The organism is Pyxidicoccus caerfyrddinensis (genome assembly GCF_010894405.1).
In the GTDB taxonomy this organism is placed as follows: domain Bacteria; phylum Myxococcota; class Myxococcia; order Myxococcales; family Myxococcaceae; genus Myxococcus; species Myxococcus caerfyrddinensis.
Genome location: NZ_JAAIYA010000041.1, coordinates 23,385 through 39,225, shown reverse-complemented (window position 1 = coordinate 39,225; position 15,841 = coordinate 23,385). Strand labels below are relative to the sequence as shown.

The window sequence follows — 15,841 nt, the reverse complement described above, 5'->3', positions numbered from 1 at the left end:
ACCCTCGTCACGGCGAATCGGGGTTGGCCAGCGCCCGGTCCAGGTGCGCGAGCAGCGCATCGCGCCAGCGCTCCGCGGTGGAGGGCTCGAACAAGTCGGTGTTGAACTCCAGGCTGCCGCTGAAGCCGTCTTCCATTTCGTAGAGCGCCAGGGACAGCTCGTAGATGGAGGCGCCCCGGTCCGTGGACTCCATCGGCGCCAGCGTCAGGCCGGGCAGCGGCACCGGCTCCGCGGGCGCGTTCTGCAGCGCGAACATGGCCTGGAAGAGCGGCGTGCGGCCAGGCAGCCGCTGGATGCCGATGGCGTCCACCACCTGCTCGAAGGGCACCTCCTGGTGCGCGTACGCGCCCAGGGTGACGTCTCGCACGCGGGCCAGGAGCTGGCGGAAGGAGGGGCCGCCGCGCAGGTCCACGCGGAGCGCCAGCCCGTTCACGAACAGACCGATGAGCGGCTCCAGGTCCGGCAGCGTGCGGTTGGCGATGGGCGAGCCGATGACGACCTCGTCCTGGCCCGACTCGTGGCAGAGCACCGTGCCGAACAGAGCCAGCAGCGCCATGAAGGGCGTCACCCGCTCCTGCTGGCAGAGCGCATTGAGCGCGTCGCTGCGGGAGCGGCCCAGCACCACCGGCAGCGCGGTGCCGTTGAAGGTGCGCGTCGCCGGCCGGGGCTTGTCGGTGGGAAGGTCGAGCAGCGTGGGCGCACCGGCCAGCGCCGCGCGCCAGTAGCCCAGGCGGGACTCGAGCTCGCGCCCGGCGAGCCAGCCCCGCTGCCACGCCGCGAAGTCCGGGTACTGCACGCGCAGCGGCGGCAGCGCCGGTGTCACGCCCGTGGCGAGCGCCGTGTAGAACAGCCCTACCTCGCGGGAGAGGATGCCCTCGGACCAGCCGTCCGACAGGATGTGGTGCTTGCTGAAGAGCAGCAGGTGCTCGTCGTCCGCGAGCCGGAACAGCGCGCCGCGCACCAGCGGCCCGCGCGAGAGGTCGAAGGGGCGGCGCGCCTCCTCGGCGATGCGCCGGAGCACCTCGTCCCGCGCGTCCTCCCGCCCGCGCAGGTCCGTCAGCGGCAGCTCGAAGCGCTGCGATGGGGCCACCTGCTGCCGCGGGCGCCCGTCCTGCTCGACGAAGGTGGTGCGCAGCGATTCGTGCCGGTCCACCATCGCCTGGAGCGCGCCGTGGAGCGCCTCCACGTTCATGTCCCCGACGAAGCGGTACGTCCCCAGCTGGTTGTAGGCCGTGGACGTGGGGCTCAGCTTGAACAGCTTCCAGAGCCGCTCCTGCGAGAAGGACAGCGGCAGCGGTGCGTCGCGGGGCGCGCGGACCAGCGGTGGCAGCGAGCGCACCGGCACGCCCTGCTCCGCCTCGATGCGCCGCGCGAGGTCGGCCACGGTGGGCCCCTCGAACATGGCGCGCAGCGGCAGCGCCACGCCCAGCGTGTGCTGGAGACGGGAGAGGAGCTGGGTGGCGAGCAGCGAGTGGCCGCCCAGCGCGAAGAAGTCGTCATGGACGCTGACGCGCTCGCGCCGGAGCACCTGGCACACCAGCGCGGCGACCTGCTCCTCCACGGGCGTGCGCGGCGCCACCCACTCACGGCCCTTCATGCCCGCACCCACCGTGTCCGGGTGCGGCAGCGCGCGCCGGTCCACCTTCCCGTTGGGGGTGACGGGCAGCGCGTCCAGCGCGACGAAGGCCGAGGGCACCATGTACTCGGGCAGGCTCTGACGGAGGAAGGCGCGCAGGGCCTCGGAGTCCGGCGTCTCGGCGTTGCGCGGCGCGAGGTACGCCACCAGCGCCTTGCCGCCGGGCATGTCGTCTCGCGCGATGACCGTCACCTCGCGCACGCCCGGGTGGCGGGAGAGGGCTGCCTCCACCTCGCCGGGCTCGATGCGGAAGCCGCGCAGCTTCACCTGCGCGTCGCGGCGACCGAGGAACTGGAGCCGCCCGTCCGGCAGCCACCGCGCGAGGTCTCCGGAGCGGTAGAGGCGCGCGCCGGGCGTGGAGCAGTACGGGTCGGGGAGGAAGCACTCCGCCGTCAGGTCCGGCCGCCGCAGGTAGCCCCACGCCAGGCCGTCGCCCGCGATGAACAGCTCGCCGGGCACGCCCACGGGCACCGGCCGCAAGTTCCCGTCCAGGAGGTACACGCGCGTGTTCGCGATGGGCTTGCCGATGGAGACCGAGTGCCCCACCTCGGCCGGGTCCGTCAGCACGTGGCAGCAGGTGAAGGTGGTGCCCTCCGTGGGGCCGTAGCCATTCACCAGCCGCCCGCCGAGGGCCAGGTGCTCACGCACGCGCTCCGGCGATAGCACGTCGCCTCCGGCGAGCACCTGCCGCACCCGCGCGAGGGCCGCGGGCTGTGCCGCCACCATCTGCTCGTAGAGCGCGGCCGTCAGCCACAGCGTGGTGATGCCATGCCCGTCCAGGACGCGGCCCAGCTCCTCCAGCGACAGCGGGTGCGGCGGCGGCACCACCAGCCGGGCGCCGTGGAGCAGGCTGCCCCACAGCTCGAAGGTGGAGGCGTCGAAGGCCAGCGGCGCGAGCTGGAGGAAGACCTCGTCCGGCCCCAGCCGCGCGAAGCCGGTACCCAGCACCAGCCGCGTCACCGCGCGGTGGGGCACGCAGACGCCCTTGGGCCGGCCGGTGGAGCCGGACGTGTACATGACGTACGCGAGGTCCGAGCCCGTGGTCTCCACGCCCGGCGCGGTGTCCGGCGCGGCGGCGATGCGCGCGGCATCCGCGTCGAGGAAGAGCGGCCGCGCGCCGCCCGGGGGCAGGTGCCGCGCGGCGCCCTCCAGCGTGAGCACGCGCGAGGCGCCGGTGTCCTCCAGCATGAAGCCGAGCCGCTCGGCCGGAGCGGACGGGTCCAGGGGCACATAGGCGGCGCCGGCCTTCAGGATGCCGAGCACGGCCACCACGGCCTCCGGCGCGTGCTCCATGCACAGGGCCACCCTGTCTCCGGGACGCACGCCCTCGGCGAGCAGGTGGTTGGCGAGCCGGTTGGCGCGGCCATCCAGCTCCGCGTAGGTGAGCGTCCCGCCCGAGGACTCCACCGCCACGGCGTCCGGGGTGCTGGCGGCGCGGGCCTCGAACAGCGCGGGCAGGCCGGCGTCGCGCGGGTACGCCACGGAGGTGGCGTTCCAGTCCACCAGCACCCGGCGCCGCTCCACGGTGGGCTGGAGGGACAGCTCGGACAGGCGCCGAGTCGGGTGGAGGACGGCGTTCTCCAGGAGCACGCGCAGGTGCTCCATCATCCGCGCCGCGGTGGCCGGCTCGAACAGGTCCGTCCGGTACTCGAGGGTGCCGGAGAGGCCCCGGGCCGACTCCACCAGCGTGAGGGTGAAGTCGAACTTGGACGTGCCACTGTCCACCGCGTCCAGCGGCGTGAGCGTGAGGCCGCGCAGCGACAGATCCAGGGGCGGCGTGTTGAGCAGCCCCAACATCCCCTGGAAGAACGGCGTGTGCCCGAGCTGCCGCGCCGGCTGGAGCACCTCCACCAGCTTCTCGAAGGGCACGTCCTGGTGGGAGTAGGCGCCCAGCGTCACCTCCTTCACGCGGGTGAGCAGCTCGCGGAAGGTGGGGTCCCCGCCCAGCCGCGTGCGCAGCACCAGCGTGTTGACGAAGAAGCCGATGAGCCCCTCCGTCTCCCCCTGACGGCGCCCGGCGATGGGCGCGCCCACGCAGATGTCTTCCTGGCCCGAGTACCGCGCCAGCACCGCCTGGAGCCCCGCCAGCAGGGCCATGAACAGCGTGGCGCCCTCCGTGCGGCAGAAGTTGCGCAGGTTCTTGGTGAGGGACGCGGGCAGCTCCACGTGCATCATCGCGCCCGGGTTGCGCGTGTCCGCGGTGCGCGGCCGGTCCGTGGGCAGCTCCAGCTGGGGCGGCGCGCCCTCCAACTGCTGCTTCCAGTACGCGAGCTGTCCGTCCAGCACGTCCTCCTGGAGCCACTCGCGCTGGCGCACGGCGTAGTCCGCGTACTGGATGGGCAGCTCCGGTAGAGGCGACGGCTGGCCTGCGAGGAAGGCGTCGTACAGCGCGCCCACCTCGCGGATGAGCACGGAGAGCGACCACGCGTCGGAGACGATGTGGTGCATCGTCACCAGCAGCACGTGCTCCTGCTCCCCGAGGCGCAGGAGCCCGGTGCGCAGCAGCGGCCCGCGCGTCAGGTCGAAGGGGCGCCGCGCCTCCTCGCGCGCGAGGCGCAGAGCCTCCCCTTGCCGCTCCGGCTCGGGCAGGTGCCGCAGGTCCACCACGTCCAGATCGCACGGCATGCCGGGGTGGATGACCTGGACGGGCCGGCCCTCACGCGCGCGGAACGTGGTGCGCAGCGACTGGTGGCGGCGCACCACCTCCGTGAAGGCCCGCTCCAGCGCCGGCACGTCGAGCGCGCCCTTCAGCCGCAGCGCGGCCGGGATGTTGTAGAGCGAGGTGCCCGGCTGGTACTGGTCCACGAGCCACAGCCGGAGCTGGGCGAAGGACAGCTCCGCTTCCTCCGTGCGCGCCACGATGACCGGCGTGCGAGCCCGAACCGGCGCGGGGAGGCTCTTCTTCTTCAATGGTTCCATGGCGGGATTCCCATCGACTCGGTGGGGCCAATGCGGCCGCGTTGGATGAAGCGGAATCGGACGGTGCCCCCGGTGACGGCTCCACTCCGCGCGCGGTGCGAGCGCGCGGCGACAGCGCTGACCTGCACGGAGGAGAGCGGCACTGGCAGCAGTTGCTCACACTCCGTGCGGCAGAGCAGGCGTGTGAGAACCAGGCCCCCGCAAGGCCGCCAGGAAGGCTGGCAAGCCTCCGAGACAAAGGGCCACGCTGACATGTCGATGACGAGGCGAAGCGGGAGCATGGGGAGCCACGAAGGCGAGGGGGGCCTTCTGACTAGTCGGGTCTTACATAAAAACCCGTGTGTGCCGCCATGCCTCGTTTATGACTGCCTTTGACACCCAGAGCATAAACATGGAGCGGGATGCGAAACACACCCGCACGCTCCTGTCTGACTACAGAGGCGGGAGTGACCCGCCCCGGGCCTGAGTGACTTCAATCACTTGAAACATGTCTCGGGGCCCGATGTGCGCAGGGCCCCGAGACAGTGGGTGGAGCGACTACGGGCAGTCCGCCGAGCAGGCGGCGTGCGTCTCCCACGGCTGGCAGATGGCGTCACCGCAGGAGGAGTTGAGGAACGTCTCCAGCACGGCCTTGCGGTGCGGCAGGAAGACGCTGCTGAGCGCCGGGGAGATGTTGAAGCGCGGGCCGAACGGGCCGGCGGACGTCTGCTCCGACACGTGGACGAAGCCCAGCGACGGGGGCCAGATGATGCCGCCGCCCAGGTTGGCACCGTTGCTGAACTGGTGGCAGCCCGCGCACGACAGGGCCAGCGAGCGCGCCACGGCCTGCTGTGGCGTCAGCGCGCTGCCGCTGGCGATGAGCGCGTTCTGGACGTTGGTGTGGAAGGCGCTGGGGCCCGGGCCGAAGTGGAAGAGGTAGTCATTCTCCGGTCCCTGCGCGTTGCTCTGCCCGCTGTTCTCCGGCTGCGTGGAGGCGAAGTTGAACAGGTTGATGTCGTTGATGGCCAGGTTGGGCACCTGCGACGGGAACTGCGCGTTCTGGAAGTTGAACGCCTCCGGATGACCGGAGGTCGGGTCGAAGAGCAGCCCGGCCGGATTGGTCGAGTCCACCACCGGCCGGAAGTTCAGCGCGCAGGGCACCGAGCCGCACATCGTGCGCAGGACCTTGAACTCACGCAGCGTCCAGGGCGGCTGCATGAACTGGTTGGTGCGCACCTGGCCCGTGGCCGGAATCCCCGTGCGGTTGCCGTAGTTGTCGTAGTGGACCACCGGCATGAAGCCGCCGCCCAAGCCGGTGAAGTAGAAGTTCTGCAGCGTGGCGATGCGCGTGGCGAGGCTGGCCGTGGTCAGCGACGCCCAGAAGTTCGCCACCGGCATGCAGCCCGCGAGCCCGAGGGCCGGCGTGGGGTTGGGCAGCACCGCCTCGAAGATGAGGAGGTTGCGCTGGCCCGGGTTGGTGATGCCGGAGCGCTTCGCGTAGACGATGCGGTACTCGCCACAGTCCGTCCCGCTCAGCGGCGCCAGGTCAAAGCGGTTGACCAGCGCGGTGGGCACATACTCGTCCGGGTTGACCCCGGGATTGATGAAGGGATTGACGGTGGACTGGGTGTTCCCCTCGACGCGCGGACACGTCAAGGGGTAGTTGTTGAAGACCGGCACACAGAAGGGCGGCGTCTCCATCTTCCACCAGTCCTGGAAGAGCGCCAGCGGGGTGAGGCCCGCGACGGCGGACTGGGTCACCAACTGCTGCATCACCTTCTGCAGCGGGAAGTTCTTCAAGATGGCGTCATCGGTGACGATGAGCGAGCTGCGCGGGTCCACGGTGATGGCCTGCGCCGAGGGGCCCTGAGGCGGCAGCGCCACCGCGCCGATGCCGCGGCGCTCCGGGTGCGACGACTGCTCGGGGACGACGACTTCTGGCGTCACTTCCGGGGTCGCCAGGGGAGGCGAGGCCTCCGGAGGCGCCTCGCCACAGCCTGCCGCCCACGCCAGCGCGACGCCTCCCAGCGCCAGACGCCAGGGGATTTGCTTCCAATCACTGACCCACTTCATGTGTGACCTCATGCTCGCGCGGACGGCCGCGCCCTCCTGCCATGGATGGACCCCGGCCGGTCGTGGTCCAGGCTCGCGGAACCGGCAGAAAGTTCCACGAATCCTGAACTGTACGATATTCACCATGTGTGAAGCGAGACATCCCAGGGTGATGAAGCATTGAAGGGATGTCTCAGGCGGCTTCTAACGTCGCGGCTGTCACCCAGCGCGAGCACTCCGGTGCGGGGACGGTGGGCCGGCCGCCTCCTCGCCGCTGACGCATCGAGCCCAACATCGGGAGTACACGCCGTGTCACGGACCATCCCCCTTGATGAGATTGGCCGCGAGGTCCGGGGCATCATCGCCGGCACCCTTCGCCGTCCCGTGGAGCAGGTCCCCCTCACCGCGTCGCTGGAGGGCGGGCTCGGCATCGACTCCATGGCGATGATTGAAATCAACATCGGCCTGGAGGAGCGCTTCCGGTTCGCGATGCCGGAGATGGCGTCTCCAGCCGAGGCGAACCTCAAGACGGTGGAGGACCTGGCGCGCTTCGTCGCCGCGCAGCTGGACCGGCAGACGGGGAGGTCCGCATGAGCGCGCCCGCCCTGGAGTTGAGGCACCCGGACGAGCGCACCGCCGCAAAGCGCACCCCGGAGGAGCAGCGCGCCCACGAGGCCCGCGAGGTGGCGCAGCACTACGAGCACCACCCGGAGATCTTCAGCCTCGTGCTGGACTCGCGGCTGGCGTACTCCACCGGCGTCTTCGCTTCGCCTGACGAGGACCTGGAGACGGGTCAGGCGCGGAAGTTCGCCCGGGTGGCGGCGAAGCTGAACATCCAGCCCGGAGAGAAGGTGCTGGACGTGGGCTGCGGCTGGGGAAGCCTGCTGCTCTACCTTGCGCAGCACACGCAGGGGTACTTCCACGGCATCACCCTCAGCGGCAAGCAGCGCGAGGTGGCGCTCCAGCGCGCGAAGGACTGGGGAGTGGCGGACCGCGTGCGGGTGGACCTCACGCACGTGGAGGAGCTGGCGCCCGCGCCGGAGAGCTACGACGTGGTGCTCTTCTCCGGGAGCATCGTCCACATGCACAACCGCGAGGCCATCCACCAGCTCGTGGCGCGGACGTTGAAGCCCGGCGGACGGCTGTTCATCTCGGACTGCTACTTCCCGGAGGTGCCGCGAGGCGACCGGGACAGCAGCGCCACGCGCTACATCTTCGTCACCGCCATGGGCTACTGCCGGCTGCTCAGCCTGTCCGAGGAGCTGGGCCTCATCGGTCGCGCGGGGCTGGATGTGCTGCACGTGGAGGACCTGAGCAGTTCGTACGTGCAGACGCTGGGTCACTGGATTGACAACGTGCGGAAGAACCGCGACCGCATCGAGGAGCTGGCGCCCGGCTTCGCGCGCGTGCTCCAGGGCTACATGACGGTGGCGAAGCTGTCCTTCGCCCGGCGCACGGCGCTGGAGTACATGCTGCTCGCCACCAAGGGCGCGCCGAAGGTCCACGTCGCGGGCTGGCCCATTCCCGGGGACGCGAGATGAGTGGGCCGAGGACTCTCGCCGGGCTGCTGCGGGCCCGCGCGGAGACCCACGGCGAGCGGCTGGCCCTCCGCTACAAGGAGGCGGAGGGGTGGCTTCCCCGGACCTGGGCAGAGACGTGGGAGGAGGCCCGCGCGGTGGCGGCGGCGCTCCACGCCCGCGGCGTGCGCCCGGGTGACGGCGTGCTGCTGCTCGTCCCCGAGGTCCACGCGGCCGTCAGCACCCTCTTCGGCGTGTGGGCACTGGGCGCGGTGCCGAGCATCCTCGGCGTGCCGTACCGGCTGGCGGACCTGGACGCGTACCTGGAGCAGCTCCGGGGCACGGCGCGCAAGCTGGACGCGAAGGCGCTGGTGCTGTCGGGCGCGCTGGCGGGGCTGGCCGGCGAGCGCGAGGGCACGCCCCTCATCGTCGCCGACGCGCTGGTGGAGGAAGGACGCAACCTCCCCTTCCAGCCCGAGCCGGACGCGGCGCCGGGCCCCTGCCTGGTGCAGCTCACCAGCGGCAGCACCAGCCACCCGCGCGGAGTGGTGCTGTCACATGAGCGGGTGATGCGGCACATGGCGGCGATGAGCCAGGCGCTCCCCTCCCCCGCCCACGCGGTGGCGGTGTCCTGGCTGCCGCTGCACCACGACATGGGACTGCTGGGCGGCTTGCTGTTCCCCTTCTTCAACGACTTCCCGGCGCACCTGCTGTCACCGCTGGACTTCCGGCAGCGGCCCTTCAGCTGGCTGGAGGCGATGAGCGAGCACCGCGCCACCATCTGCGCCGCGCCGCCCTCCGCGTACGCCATCTGCCTGGCACTGGCGAACCGCGCGAAGGAGGCGGGGCTGGACCTGAGCACGTGGGAGGTGGCGATGATTGGCGCGGAGCCCATCTCCCCGGAGCTCCTGCGGCGCTTCTCGGACCGGTTCGCTCCGTGCGGCTTCCGGGCGGAGGCCTTCTTCCCCGTCTACGGCCTGGCCGAGGCCACGGTGGCGGTGACCTTCCCGGAGAAGCTCGCGCCCACCGTGGTGGACCGCGTGGACCGGGCCACGCTGGAGCGCGAGGGCCGCGCGGTGCCGTCCACCGAGACGGTGGGCACGCTGGAGCTGACCGGCGTGGGCCGCCCCATTCCGCACACCGAGGTCCGCCTGGTGGATGCGCAGGGAGAATCCGTGCCCGAGCGGACCCAGGGAGAAATCCTGGTGCGCTCGGCGACGCTGATGGAGGGCTACTACGACGAGCCCGAGCTGACGGCGGTCGCCGTGCGCGAGCAATGGCTGCACACGGGAGACCTGGGCTACCGCGCGGACGGGACACTCTTCATCACCGGCCGCAAGAAGGAGCTCATCATCAAGGGTGGGCACAACCTGATTCCGTCCATCCTCGAAGAGCTGGCCGCGGAGGTGGACGGCGTGCGGGCCGGGTGCGTGGCGGCGGTCGGCGTGCGCTCCGAGCACCGGCAGACCGAGCTGGCCTACGTGCTGGCGGAGACGAAGCTGGAGCCGGAGGCACGGGCGGCACTGGGTGAACGCATCCGCGAGCGGCTGCGGGCACACGGCATCGCCATCGACCACGTGCTGCTGGTGCCACCGGGCACGCTGCCCAAGACGACCAGCGGGAAGCTGAAGCGCGGGGCCATCTCGGAGGCCATCGCTTCAGGAGCGCTCAGCGGCACGCTGGCGTGAGGGCGGAAGGGCCGCCTCCACGAGGCCGTGGCACGCCGTCGACGCTTTGAGGGCGGCCTCGTGCGTGTCCTCCAGCGGCCCCACGGGCGGGTGCAGGGTGACGAGGACCTCGCCTCCCCGCACGGGGACGGTGAGGTGCGGCGGCAGGATGTCGAACGTGCCCGTGAGCGTGACGGGCACCACCCGCACACCGCCGCGCGCGGCGATGTGGAAGGCGCTGTTGTGGAACGGCCGCATCCTCCCATCCGGGCTGTAGCCGCCCTCGGGGAAGAAGACGATGGACACCCGTCGCGCCACCTTGCGCTGCGCCTGCCGCAGCCCGGGCAGCGACGCGCGGATGCTGCGCGGGTCCACGGAGACATGGCCGAACAGCCGCATGCCCCAGCCGATGAGCGGAATGCGGAACGCATTGCGCCGGGCCACCATGCGCACCGAGGTGAGCGGCTGGAGCGCCGCCACCATCACCGCCGCGTCCAGCAGGCTCTGGTGATTGGCGACGATGATGTACGGCTCGTCGCGCGAGACGTGCTCCGCGCCCCGCACCACCAGCCGCATGCCCAGCAGCGCGAGGATTCCGCGCGCCCAGAGGATGGAGCACACGTCGTGCACCCGCTGCCGGCGATCCAACGGCAGTGCGAGCAGGGCCACGGGGATGAAGACTCCCAGCGACAGCATGGACCAGCTCGCGGCCAGGGCCGTCCTCACGAGCTGACCGGTGCGGGATGGGAGGGACTCGGACATGGACTGCTCACCATACGCCAGCGGCCCTCCAGCATATCGGGAGTCACCTGTCATTGACTTGCGTCGGGGATGTGTCGACGCTCCCTCCTCCACGCCCGGAGAGAGCCATGGCCTTCGCAGCGACCCACATCGGCACCGCGACCCTGCTGCTCGAAATCGGTCCGCTCCGCATCCTCACGGACCCGGCGTTCGACCCACCGGGGCGCACATATGGCTTCGGCTGGGGGACGAGCTCGAAGCGCACCGCCGGCCCCGCCCTGTCCGTGGAGCAGCTCGGACACCTCGACGCGGTGCTGCTCACCCATGACCAGCACGCCGACAACCTCGATGACGCGGGGCGCACCCTGCTGCCCCGCGCGCGCCACCTGGTGACGACGCAAGCGGCAGCGCGGCGCCTGGGCCACGCGGGCGCGGTGGGGCTGCAGCCCTTCGAGTCGACCACGGTGGGCGACGTGCGCATCACCGCCACGCCCGCGCGCCATGGCCCGCCGGGCTCGCTGCCCATCGTCGGGCACGTGGTGGGCTTCCTCCTGGAGTCCCCCTCGCTCCCGGGTCCCGTCTACATCTCCGGTGACACCGTCTGGTTCGACGGCGTCGCGGAGGTGGCCCGGCGCTTCCGTGTCCACACCGCCTTCCTCCACCTGGGCAGCGTGGGGTTCCCCATCACCGGGCCGCTCCGGTACACGTTCAACGCCAAGGAGGCCGTGGTCGCCGCCCAGGCGCTCGGGGCCCGGCGCATCGTCCCGGTGCACTACGACGGGTGGACCCACTTCAAGCAGGGCCCCGACGAGGCCCGGCGGGAGCTCACCCATGCGGGGCTCGCGGACCGGGTGACGTGGCTCACCCCGGGCGAGCGCACGGCCCTCGACGGATAAAAAACAAAGACAAACTGGCTGTAACACGGAATCCCGTGAATACTGTCCCCGCCCGCGCCAAAGCCTCTCATCCATCGGCGCGGGAAATGGGGGAATCATCGTGTACAGCAACAGGAAGCAGCTCGTCGTATGGCTCATGGCGCTCACCACCGCGTGCGGGGGCACGGCGGGCGAAACACCCGAAGCAGATCAAGGCACCGTCACCGCCCTCGCGGACGAACCGCAGCCGGGACAGCCCACCGTCATCAACGCCGACAAGCCGGGCATCGTCCGCTTCGACGCCACCGGTGACAAGGTGGTGTTCCAGCCCGCCAGCACCAAGCCGTTGCAGTTCCAGGACTGGAAGGCCTTCGCGGAGTTCGCGCAGAAGACGCTCAACGCCCGCGTCCACACCCATCCCGAGACTGGCGAATTCGAGGGCGTCAGCGGCGACTACGACATCGCCGGGGCGCCGGGGATTGCGGACGCGGAGACGAAGACGGTTCAGGACGTCGTCAACCCGGTGGGCGCCTTCCTCGGCGGGCTCGAGGGATACGTCTACGTCGGCAAGGAGCGCATCTGCGTCCGCCCGGAGGTCTGCGGGGACTTGCAGCTCCCGCCGAAGGACGGGAAGGAAGCGCAGGCGCTTCCGGGCACGGGCCCCACTGCGCAGGGGGAGCGTCACGCGTTCAACGGCACCGGCACCTTCTGCAACGCCTCCGGCTTCTGCATCCGGGGCTACGCCATCAACCTGCACTCGGTGTTCAGCTGGACCAGCAGCGCCACCGAGCGCATCAGCGGCGGGACGCGAACGGAGCGCTACTTCTGCTGGAAGGGCATCATCCCGTGGGTGTGCTCGCGGCAGGTGGGCGAGCCGCACTCGATGCGGGTGGTCGTCACGTACGTGGACCTGCTGGGCACCGCCTTCAGCGGTGGCAGCACCACCGCCAGCAACACGGAGAAGGTGGAGCGCGGCTCGTTCTGGATTGGCCCCTTCAACCCCTTCAACCCGCCCGCCGCCGTGAGGGCCTGGGCCACCTGCGGCGCCCACTCCGGCAGCACCGCCAGCGGTGGCACGGGGACGCGCAAGTCGGCCACCGGCCTGGTCGGCTGCCCGTAGTGACGTGAGGTGACGATGCGCGCGGGCCCGGTTTCTTCCGGGCCCGTGCGTGTCGCTCAGCCGTCGCCGCGGAGCGCCTCGTTGGGCGGCACCCTCAGGGCGCGGCGGGCGGGGAGCCAGCTGGCCAGCAGCGCCACGGCCCCGAGCAGCAGGGGCACGACGCCGAAGGTGAAGGCGTCGAACTCGCCCACGCCGTAGAGCAGGCCGGACAGGCTGCGCGCGAGCACGGCGGCCCCCACCAGCCCCAGGGCCACACCCACCGCGGCGAGCCGCACGCCCTGCCCCACCACCAGCCACACCAGCTGGCTGTCCCGGGCGCCCAGCGCGATGCGGATGCCCAGCTCACGGGTGCGCTGGCTCACCGAGTACGCCAGCACGCCGTACAGCCCCACCCCCGCCAGCACCAGCCCCAGCACCGCCAGGGCCGCCAGCAACGTGCCCAGTACCTGTGTGCTCCCGAGGTTGGCGTCCACCAGGTCCGCCAAGGTGCGGACCTGCACCAGCGGCAGGTCCGGGTCCACCGCGCGCAGCGTCTCGCGCAGGATGGGCGCCAGCGCGGCCGTGTCCCGCGAGGTGCGCACGGTGAGCAGCATGTACAGCACCTTGAACTGGCCCACGGGGAGGTACACGTCGCGGGCCGGCTCCTCTTCCACGCTGTCGTGGTGGACGTCGCCCACCACGCCCACCACCTCGCGGAAGGGCTCGTCGTCGATATCCAGCTTCACGTGCTGCCCCACGGCGCTACGGCCGGGGAAGTAGCGGCGGGCGAAGGTCTCGCTGACCACCACCACGGGCGCCGTGCCCGGACCATCCGAGGCCTCGAGGCCGCGCCCCTCCTTGATGGGGATGCGCAGGGTGGCGAAGTAGCTGTCGCTCGCGGTGCGGAAGGTGCTCAGCTCGCGCGTCTCCGCGACGGAGGCGGGCTCGCCGGGCAGCAGCACCGAGGCCATGCCCTTGCGCCCCCACAGCGGCACCGTACTGGCCAGACCCGCGGACTCCACGCCCGCCAGCCCCCGCACTTGCTCCAGCACCGAGGCGAGGACCGCGCGCCGTGCCGTGTCGTCCTTGTACTTCTCCGCGGGAACGAACACCTCCGCCACCGTGACGCCGCGAGGCTCGAAGCCCAGCGACACCTGGTGCAGCGAGTGGAGGGTGCGCAGCATCAGCCCCGCGCCCACCAACGGCACCAGCGCCAGCGCCACCTGCGCCACCACCAGCACGGCGCGAGCACGGCCCTGCCCCGTGGCGCCATGACCTCCGCGGAGTCCTCCGAGCGCCCCTCGTCCGTCGGCCCGCGCCGCCCTCAGCGCCGGCACCAGGCCGAACAGGACGCTGGTGAGAAGGGACAGCGCACCCGCGATGGCCAGCACGTGCGGCTCCAATCGCACCGCGTCCGGGGCCAGCACCTCGGCAGGAATCAACACGCGCAGCAGGTCCGTACCCCACAGGGCCAGCAGCAGGCCCGCCGCGCCTCCGGCGAGCGCGAGCATTCCGCTCTCCACCAGGAACTGCCGCATCAACTGGACACGGCCCGCACCGAGGGCGGCACGCACCGACACCTCGCGCTCGCGCGCGCTGGCCCGGGCCAGGAGCAGGTTCGCCACGTTGGCGCAGGCGACGAGCAGCACCAGCGCCACCACACCCGCGAGCAGCCAGAGTTGCTCCCGCGTGTTCTCCACCACCAGCGCATGCAGGGGCAGCGTGCGCACGCCCGGCTCTTCGCTCTTGAAGGACTCCTCCTGGGCCATCGAGGCCGCCAGCGCGTCCAATTCCTCCCGGGCGCGCTCCACCGGAATGCCAGGACGGAGGCGGCCCAGGGCGCGCAGATAGATGTCCTCCGGGCGCTCTCCTCCGGCGAGGTCCGGAGTCAGCGGCGTCCAGATGTCCACGCCCGGCGCGAGGCGGAAGTCCGCGGGCAGCACGCCCAGCACCGTGTACGGCTGGCCACTGAGGTTCATTGTCCGGCCCACCACGTCCGGGCTTCCGCCGAAGCGGCGCTGCCACAGCGCGTGGGAGAGCAGGAGGACCTGGTCGCGCCCGGCCACCTCCATCTCCGCGCCGAACGTCTGGCCGAGGATGGGGCGCACGCCGAGCATGGGGAGCAGGTTCACCGTCGCGCGCGCCGAGCGCAGGCGCTCCGCCGGGCCGTCGCCGGTGAGCGTGAAGTCGCGCACCGACAGGCCCTCCAGGGACTGGAAGGAATGCGTGCGCTCGCGCCAGGCCAGGAGGACGGGGAGCGACACACCCACGCGCTCCATCCGGGGGCTCGACTGGTACAGGCGGACCAGCCGCTCCGGCTCGGTGTACGGCAGCGGCCGCAGCAGCACCTGGTAGACCACGCTGAAGACGGCGGTGGTGGCGCCGATGGCCAGCGCCAGCGTGGCGATGATGACCAGCGTGAAGCCGAGCTCGCGCCGCATGCGGCGCAGACTGAGACGGACGTCCTGGAGGAGCTGGGACATAGTGGGCCCTCGGGCGACTGCAACTCTAGCGCCAGACGGGAGTGGGACGCCTGGGCCCCTGCTCTCCGCGCGCCTGAGGTGTGCCGGTGGCCCGGGGCCGTGTTCGGACATGGCACGCTTCATCCCGGAAGCGGACACCGTGTTGCATTGCCCCGAGCCGTCATCCGGGGCCATAACCGCTGACGTGAGCACGCACGAACCCCAGGCCTGGTTCCTCTTCTCAGGTGAAGAAGAGACGTCCGCGCTGAATCACCCGTGGCCCGAGTCGCAGGTGGGAGGCGTCGAGTTCGTCGTCGATGAAGCGCTGGGCTCGTTGGGCAGGAACGAGCTGCTCGGGCTGTATCGAGACCTGGCGGAGAAGATGCTCGCCGTCTTCCGGGAGCTGGTTCCTCCGGGGGAGTGGCTCTACGCGCTCGACTATCACCACACGAACTACCGGCTCTTCCCGCATGTGCCTTTCGAGAAGGGCGCGACGCTCGAGGAGATGACGGGCAACTACACCGAAGAGCACTTCCAGATGGCCCAGCGGAAGATTCAGCCTCCGCCCTTCGCGAGCCGGTGGCCGGTGACCATCCAACCCGACGGAGACCCCGAGCACTGGTTCGCGCCGCCTGACTTCCGCTTCGTCTACTCCGCCCGCTACACCGTCCAGAGCTCCAACGGCCAGGCCACCGGCGAGGTGGAGACCTATGAGCTGCGGGGACGCGAGCTCGTCGAAGCCGTTGAGCGGAACATGCCGAAGCTCTTCCGCCTCGGGCGCCGGTTGCCTGTTTCGAAGTAGCTGGTCGGAAATACTTCGTCACGGATGTGAAACACAGGAGTCACGACTCCACCTCAAGGTGTCACCTCGCAGCAACAGTGCCGGCCCTGCCC

The 15,841-nt window shown here is 71.1% G+C and carries 10 protein-coding genes; 6 read left to right on the top strand and 4 right to left on the bottom strand.

Going from position 1 to position 15,841, the window contains the following annotated elements; translation table 11 throughout:
* Positions 1–7: 7 nt before the first annotated feature.
* Together G4D86_RS48985 and G4D86_RS48980 are read right to left on the bottom strand one after the other, a co-directional pair.
* Positions 8–4,555 (bottom strand): non-ribosomal peptide synthetase, encoded by a 4,548-nt coding sequence (locus tag G4D86_RS48985; RefSeq protein ID WP_164002530.1) that lies wholly within the window; start codon positions 4,553–4,555, stop codon positions 8–10.
* Between the two features lie 537 nt (positions 4,556–5,092).
* Positions 5,093–6,607, bottom strand: a complete 1,515-nt coding sequence (locus tag G4D86_RS48980; RefSeq protein WP_164002528.1) for a hypothetical protein — start codon at positions 6,605–6,607, stop codon at positions 5,093–5,095.
* A 288-nt stretch (positions 6,608–6,895) separates the two neighbouring features.
* Between G4D86_RS48980 and G4D86_RS48975 the strand changes: the two genes are divergently transcribed.
* Genes G4D86_RS48975 through G4D86_RS48965 form a run of 3 tightly spaced genes read left to right on the top strand, consistent with a single transcriptional unit; the run spans position 6,896 to position 9,791 of the window.
* A complete protein-coding gene (locus G4D86_RS48975) occupies positions 6,896–7,180 on the top strand; it encodes an acyl carrier protein (RefSeq protein ID WP_164002527.1) in 285 nt (94 codons plus the stop codon).
* Positions 7,177–8,127 (top strand): SAM-dependent methyltransferase, encoded by a 951-nt coding sequence (locus G4D86_RS48970; RefSeq protein WP_164002525.1) that lies wholly within the window; start codon positions 7,177–7,179, stop codon positions 8,125–8,127. Before G4D86_RS48975 ends, G4D86_RS48970 begins: the two co-directional genes overlap by 4 nt.
* The gene (locus G4D86_RS48965) at positions 8,124–9,791 is read left to right on the top strand and encodes an AMP-binding protein (protein ID WP_164002522.1); all 1,668 of its coding nucleotides are present in this window, start codon (positions 8,124–8,126) and stop codon (positions 9,789–9,791) included. The genes G4D86_RS48970 and G4D86_RS48965 overlap by 4 nt, the downstream gene beginning before the upstream one ends.
* Here G4D86_RS48965 and G4D86_RS48960 read toward each other — a convergent pair.
* Positions 9,762–10,532 (bottom strand): lysophospholipid acyltransferase family protein, encoded by a 771-nt coding sequence (locus G4D86_RS48960; RefSeq protein ID WP_164002520.1) that lies wholly within the window; start codon positions 10,530–10,532, stop codon positions 9,762–9,764. The two genes, G4D86_RS48965 and G4D86_RS48960, sit on opposite strands and share 30 nt — an antisense overlap.
* A 107-nt stretch (positions 10,533–10,639) precedes the next feature.
* On the opposite strand from G4D86_RS48960, the gene G4D86_RS48955 reads away from it, so the two are divergent.
* On the top strand, positions 10,640–11,407 hold the full coding sequence (locus G4D86_RS48955) for an MBL fold metallo-hydrolase (RefSeq protein WP_164002519.1): 768 nt from the start codon (positions 10,640–10,642) through the stop codon (positions 11,405–11,407).
* Positions 11,408–11,507: 100 nt separating this feature from the next.
* On the top strand, positions 11,508–12,506 hold the full coding sequence (locus G4D86_RS48950) for a hypothetical protein (RefSeq protein ID WP_164002517.1): 999 nt from the start codon (positions 11,508–11,510) through the stop codon (positions 12,504–12,506).
* A 56-nt stretch (positions 12,507–12,562) separates the two neighbouring features.
* On the opposite strand, the gene G4D86_RS48945 is transcribed toward G4D86_RS48950, so the two are convergent.
* Positions 12,563–14,968, bottom strand: a complete 2,406-nt coding sequence (locus G4D86_RS48945) for an ABC transporter permease (protein ID WP_164002514.1) — start codon at positions 14,966–14,968, stop codon at positions 12,563–12,565.
* A 184-nt stretch (positions 14,969–15,152) separates the two neighbouring features.
* On the opposite strand from G4D86_RS48945, the gene G4D86_RS48940 reads away from it, so the two are divergent.
* Complete coding sequence (locus tag G4D86_RS48940; protein WP_164002512.1) at positions 15,153–15,749, top strand: DUF2716 domain-containing protein; 597 nt, start codon at positions 15,153–15,155, stop codon at positions 15,747–15,749.
* Positions 15,750–15,841 lie beyond the last annotated feature (92 nt).